Origin of the sequence: Sodalis-like endosymbiont of Proechinophthirus fluctus, from assembly GCF_001602625.1 — a bacterium.
In the GTDB taxonomy this organism is placed as follows: domain Bacteria; phylum Pseudomonadota; class Gammaproteobacteria; order Enterobacterales; family Enterobacteriaceae.
In genome coordinates this window covers 35,199-39,854 of the sequence record NZ_LECR01000092.1, presented here as the reverse complement: position 1 = coordinate 39,854, position 4,656 = coordinate 35,199, and the positions used below count along the sequence as shown (strand labels likewise).

The following is a 4,656-nucleotide window of genomic DNA, read 5'->3' as shown; positions in this document are numbered from 1 at the left end:
CCAGCCAATACGCCAACGATATTCAACGGCAGATTAAGCTCCACAGCCGTGCGCATCACACCATATACTGTTGCGGCGCCGCACATGTCGTATTTCATTTCATCCATACTGTCGGCGGGCTTTATAGAAATGCCGCCGGCGTCGAATGTCAGCCCTTTACCCACCAGCACAATCGGCCGCGCTTTGGTGTCAGGGCTGCCCTTATACTCAATAACCGACATTAGCGATTCATTGTATGAGCCCTGACCGACTGCCAGATAAGCGTTCATGCCTAACTCTTTCATCTGCTGTTTGCTGATGACCCGGGTTGTGGTCGATTTGCTGTAGCCGTCGGCCAGATGGCGTGCCTGTGAGGCCAGATAGGCCGGATTGCAAATATTGGGCGGCATGTTGCCCAAATCTTTGGCGGCTTTAATACCGGCGGCGATAGCCATACCGTGCGTGATAGCGCGCTCACCGCTGGTTAATTCGCGGCGCGTCGGCATATTGAACACCATTTTTCGCAGCGGCCGCCGCGGCTCAGTTTTATTGCTCTTCAGTTGATCGAAGGTATAAAGCGTCTCTTTCGCCGTTTCCACCGCCTGGCGTACTTTCCAGTAGGTGTTACGCCCCTTGACGTGCAGCTCGGTCAAAAAGCAGACGGCCTCCATAGAGCCGGTGTCGTTGAGCGTATTAATCGTTTTGCTGATAACCTGCTTATACTGGCGTTCATCCAGCTCGCGCTCTTTACCACAGCCGATAAGCAATATGCGTTCGGACAACACATTCGGGACATGATGCAGCAGCAGCGTCTGCCCGACCTTGCCTTCCAGTTCACCACGGCGCAGCAGAGCACTGATATAGCCTTCGCTGATTTTATCGAGCTGTTCAGCGACCGAGGATAGACGGCGCGGCTCAAAAACTCCGATGACGATACAGGCACTGCGTTGTTTTTCTGGACTACCGCTTTTTACACTGAATTCCATGCACTCTCCTGAATCTTAAAGAAAAAAACGGTTATTCTGGATAAAATAGACTTTCCCGTCATCGTCCTGCCTTTGCATTAACTCTATGTGTTAATCTGAACGACGTAAAGGACACTATTTTCTGTCGACAATCAATGCGTTCTCATGGCACAGCCGAACGCCTAATATTGTTATACTCTATCTAGCGATAAAAGTGGCTGTTTAGTAAGTATTAATTATGGATTAGCAATGAAATTATCGATTTTCCTGCAAAAAGACAAGTTTTCACAGGCGAAATAAGCGTGATAATCACTAGCTATCTGGTTCGAGAGACATTTAAAAGCCAGCTTGCCATTCTGTTCATCCTGCTGTTGATTTTTTTTTGTCAAAAGCTGGTGCGGATTTTGGGCACGGCGGTGGATGGGGATATTCCGACAAATCTGGTTTTACCTTTACTAGGCTTGGGCGTACCTGAAATGGCTCAATTAATCCTTCCTCTGAGTCTCTTCCTAGGATTGTTGATGACACTGAGCCGTATGTACAACGAAAGCGAAATTACGGTTATGCATGCCTGCGGGCTGGGTAAAAGCGTTTTGATCCGCGCAGCACTTGTTCTCAGTCTGATTACCGCGATAGTCGCGGCGGTAAATGTGATATGGCTTTCGCCCTGTTCGTCGCGCCACCAGGATCTGGTAATGTCGGAAGCCAAGGCCAACCTAAGCATGGCTGCACTAATAGAGGGGCAATTCAAACCGGCAGAAAATGGCAATTTGGTGTTATTTGTCGGCAACGTGAAAGATAAAGGGTTTGAACATGTGTTTCTAGCCCAGCTCAAACCGAACGGCGGTGCTCGCCCTTCTGTAGTTATCGCGGACCGCGGTCATATGATCCAGCGGCAGGACGGATCACAATTGGTCATGCTTGATAAGGGCACCCGCTATGAGGGGACCGCGTTTCTGCACGATTTCCGCATTACAGATTTTAAGCAATATAAGTATGTTATAGGACATCGGTCGGTGTTGGTGGACAGTATCGACGCTGAGCAAATGACGCTTCGCCAGCTGTGGCGCTCGCCGGAGCCGGAGGCGAGTGCTGAGTTGCATTGGCGGCTTACACTGGTAGTGTCAGTGCTGATTATGGCGATGATGGTGGTGCCGCTATCGGTGGTTAACCCGCGGCAGGGCCAGTTCCTGAGCATGCTGTCTGCGATGCTACTGTATTTGATTTTCTTCCTGCTGCAAACATCGATGCGCTCCAACGCCGCCAAGGGTAATCTTAACCCGATGATGTGGATGTGGCTGACCAATATGGCGTACCTGGCGCTAGCGATGATACTGAATTTGTGGGATAGCGTACTGGCACGAAGGCTTCGTGCGCGGCTGCATGCAATAGGAGCGTCCTAATGCTTAGCATATTGGACCGCTATATCGGTAAAACTATTTTCAATGCTATCATAATGACCCTGTTCCTGCTGGTGTCCCTGTCGGGAATTATCAAATTCGTTGAGCAGCTGCGCAAAGTGGGTCAAGGGGGATACTCGGCGCTGGGCGCGGGCCTGTTCACCCTGCTTAGCGTACCTAAGGATATAGAAATTTTCTTGCCGATGGCGGCGCTGCTGGGCGCTCTGCTGGGGCTGGGTTCTCTGGCGACACGCAGTGAACTGGTAGTGATGCAGTCGTCCGGTTTCAGCCGGTTACAGGTGGCCGGTTCGGTGATGAAAACTGCCATTCCTCTGGTGCTCTTGACTATGGCCATCGGCGAATGGGTGGCGCCAGCAGGCGAACAAATGGCCTACAGCTACCGCACCCAGGCGATTTACGGCGGCTCCATGCTCTCAACCCAAAACGGGCTTTGGGCCAAGGACGGTAATGACTTTATTTTTATCGAGCGCGTAGTGGGCAGTGATGAGCTGGCCGGCATCAATATTTACCACTTCGATAAGACTGAACGGCTGCAGTCGCTACGCTATGCCGCCACGGCCACCTTCAGCAATGGCAGTTGGACATTGTCGCAGGTGGACGAATCAGATTTGACCAACGACAAGCAGATAACTGGTCGGCAAACCATGAATATCGAATGGAAAACCAACCTGACCCCAGATAAACTGGGGGTCGTAGCGTTTGAGCCAAATTCGTTGTCTATTTCAGGGCTGTATAATTACTTCAACTATCTCAAGCAAAGCGGGCAGGAATCCAACCGTTACCAACTGAATATGTGGAGCAAGATTTTCTCGCCTTTCTTGGTAGTGGTGATGATGCTTATGGCGCTGTCGTTTATTTTCGGACCGCTGTGCAGCGTATCTATGGGGGTACGGGTCGTCACGGGGATAAGCTTTGGTTTCTTGTTTTACGTTCTGGATCAGATCTTCGGGCCGTTGAGTCTAGTGTACAACATACCACCCGTGTTCGGGGCCTTACTACCCAGTATAGTGTTTCTTATCATCAGCATCATCATGCTGTTAAGGTGTAGATGACGTGGTAATTATTCCCTAGTGAGGTAGGGTTAGGTAATACCGTCAGCGCCGTTTTTTATTGCTATGGTATTCATTTTAGACCTTAACGATGTGTCATAATGACGGCGGAAAATTATTTCATACATTTCGATAAATATGCCTTTGGTCAAATCTAGCAGCCGGTTATGGCAGGGCGAATGATTATGTTTTGAATGCTATGCCTGGATAATATACTGCGCTTACCCGGATCGAAGTCGGCGCTGAAGAATTCCACCATCACATTCAATTTTTCATTTTAGTGACTACAAAATCGGGCACGATAGCTAGCACATCGGAATGAATAATGACGTTTATCTTTGCCATGGAGCTGGGGTGGTGGCCCCATCATATAGCGCGCCGACTAAAAGTATTTCTCTGCCTCGTCGGTCTCCCGTCAGATACTTCTCCTTGGTTTGAACAGAATAATATTTGAGTAAATTGTCCATGCCTTTATCTCTGGCCAGGATAGGATGGCCGTATCGGTAAATAAGTAACATTTCGCCTAGTGGATTGGCTAGTGCAAATGGTAATCTCTGGGTTTAGGGTTTAAATTCCGCATCTCACCGAGATAGAGATCAATATCGTTGGAGCGGAGAAAATCATCGTCGTAGTCCTTTAGTCGTTCACCAGATTAATAAACACATTTGGCACACTGCGCAAACTTTGCAGAACAGCAGCGTGTTTAGGGTAAACATGATAGTGGCATTGGCGGCTATGGTAAATAAGACAGTGGTGGTGTGCGGCTCAAACACCATATTGGTGTTTGAGCATGGATTCAATCCGATTAACTAGTTGTATAACATTAATGCAGTCGCCTTGGGTATGGGAATTAATTTGGTGCCGCTGCACACCAGAATCAGATCATTAAATAAGGCGCAGATCTTATTCAGCGATTTGCTGATAGCCGGCGCGTTGATGTTTAGCTTCCTGGCAGCCAAACTGAAGCTACAGTTTTCTAGTAGTAATTAGAACTACTAATAAATTAAAATCAAAGTTATTCATATAATAGGCATTTGTTAAATAGTTTATTTGTTATATATTAATTATATAATTAAATATAATAATTTAAAAATTATTAAACTTCCTTGACAAGGTTGTGAACGAAAATAACATTTTTCGAAATAATTAAATAATTAAATTAACATTCTCCTCTGGTCCAGAGTTATCGCTTTGCCGACCACCCCTGCAGCGGGTGCTATTGCTGGCTTATCCTCCTTTATT

General features: G+C 47.7%; 3 protein-coding genes. 2 read left to right on the top strand and 1 reads right to left on the bottom strand.

From position 1 onward, the window contains the following. Positions 1-965: M17 family peptidase N-terminal domain-containing protein (locus BG74_RS18575; protein WP_305809595.1), on the bottom strand; the 965-nt coding region annotated here is incomplete at its 3' end. Positions 966-1,246: 281 nt separating this feature from the next. On the opposite strand from BG74_RS18575, the gene lptF reads away from it, so the two are divergent. Together lptF and lptG are read left to right on the top strand one after the other, a co-directional pair. Continuing rightward, entirely contained in the window at positions 1,247-2,347 is a 1,101-nt protein-coding gene (gene lptF / locus BG74_RS09580) for an LPS export ABC transporter permease LptF (protein ID WP_066598128.1), read from the top strand. Beyond that, positions 2,347-3,417: an LPS export ABC transporter permease LptG gene (lptG, locus tag BG74_RS09575; RefSeq protein WP_066598127.1), complete on the top strand. Its 1,071-nt coding sequence runs from the start codon at positions 2,347-2,349 to the stop codon at positions 3,415-3,417. The genes lptF and lptG overlap by 1 nt, the downstream gene beginning before the upstream one ends. Positions 3,418-4,656: the final 1,239 nt, after the last annotated feature.

What these genes read in the sequence shown, in the direction of transcription:
- lptG (WP_066598127.1), top strand. Translation starts at nt 2,347, where the DNA reads ATGCTTAGCATATTGGACCGCTATATCGGTAAAACTATTTTCAATGCT.